The 1395-nt window shown below is 63.4% G+C and carries 2 protein-coding genes; both read left to right on the top strand.

Annotated elements, in window-relative coordinates:
- Window positions 1-396 (top strand): hypothetical protein (locus tag MKD38_RS30560; protein ID WP_252669757.1); only part of this gene is annotated, 396 nt, incomplete at its 5' end.
- A gap of 308 nt (window positions 397-704) precedes the next feature.
- Window positions 705-1395: WD40/YVTN/BNR-like repeat-containing protein (locus tag MKD38_RS30555; protein ID WP_252669756.1), on the top strand; the 691-nt coding region annotated here is incomplete at its 3' end.

The raw sequence follows: 1395 nt of genomic DNA, 5'->3' as shown, positions 1-1395 counted from the left end.
GGCCTCGACGTGGAGCGCCTACGACATCTCGTGAACCCTGCTGTCTTCCACAAGGTGCAGGCGAACCGCATCGTGCCCCGTGATCCGGCGCTGACTCCACAGCGCCTGCGGCAGGTGCTCGTCCTGCCTTCGGCGCAGGCAACTTTGCCCGCGGATCTCCAGGAAGCCCTCCAGCGCGACGCTCGCACTGGAGGGCTTGAGCAGATGCGCGTGGTCGCCCAGGGGGTCGAAAGCGCGCGGGAGCACCCTCAGCGCACCGTGGTGATCGAAGGCATGCAACCTGGGCTTACCTATGGCGTGCGCGTCGTGCACGAGCGCGATGCCGAAACCATGACGGCGGCGGAGAACGTATGCCGAGTACCGGTCTGCCCTGCCGATTTCGTGCAGCCGAGGTAAGGGCGGCTTGTCGAAGACATAAAGGGGTTCGCGTCTGTCACCAGGCGCCCTGCGGTCAAGCAATCCGCGGTAAAAATCGCAACGTAAATGGGGGAGGCGATCATGCGTGAAGGTCAGTCTGCTGCCGCCTTGCAGGGGAGCGAACAACAAAGAAGACATGTGCGGTGTAGCCCATTCAGGCAGCGTGTGCGGAGGGCGATTGCCGCCTTCGGCGTTGCATTGATCGCAGGGCTCCCCTGTGGCCCAAGCGCAGGTCAATTGGCGGATCGACAACATCAGCCCACTCAATTCGGACCGCCACACGTCCGATGCAAACAGTGCTAGCGGGGGGGCGCGTCAACAAACTTGGCGCGCATCCCACCAACAACCAGATCTACTTTGCGGCCAGCGAATGGGGCGGCCTGTATCGAACGACCGACGGCGGGCGCAACTGGGTATATGTTCCCGGGCACCGCGCGCAGGCAGTCTGGGATGTGAAGTTCAGTCCGAATAATCCCACGATCCTCGTTGCTACCTCGCGGTTCGACGGCAAGACGACCCCGGACTCCGGGATCAGCGTCAGTCGGGACGGCGGCACCACGTGGACAGTTCCTCCCACCGCGCGCCCCAGTGCGAGTGATTGCCGATTCGCAGTGGACAGGACGGAGCCCGAGGCTTTCGGTATTGCGTTTGACCCCGCGAATGCGAACACGATTTACGTGGGCACAAGCTGCGGTCTGGCGACCAGCACCGATGCTGGCGTCACGTGGCGCTACATTGATCCCACGCCAGCCTATGGGGGCATGCGAGTGTGGAGCGTCATCGTCCACCACGGTGTTGTCGACATCTGCGGTGACGAGGGGCACCTGCGCTCCACCGACAATGCGGCCACCTTCATTGGTGGTGGTGCAGAGCCGGCAGGCTTATGTTCACTGGCAGCCTCTCCCGACGAAGGCAACGTGATTTTCCTCTCGGTCGGCACGCAAATCTTCGAGAGCCGGGACGGCGGCGCGACCTGGC

Source organism: Cupriavidus sp. WGlv3, from assembly GCF_023952475.1.
GTDB lineage: Bacteria > Pseudomonadota > Gammaproteobacteria > Burkholderiales > Burkholderiaceae > Cupriavidus > Cupriavidus phytorum.
Note: the sequence above shows the minus strand (reverse complement) of the source record. Positions and strands in the feature narration are given on the sequence as shown.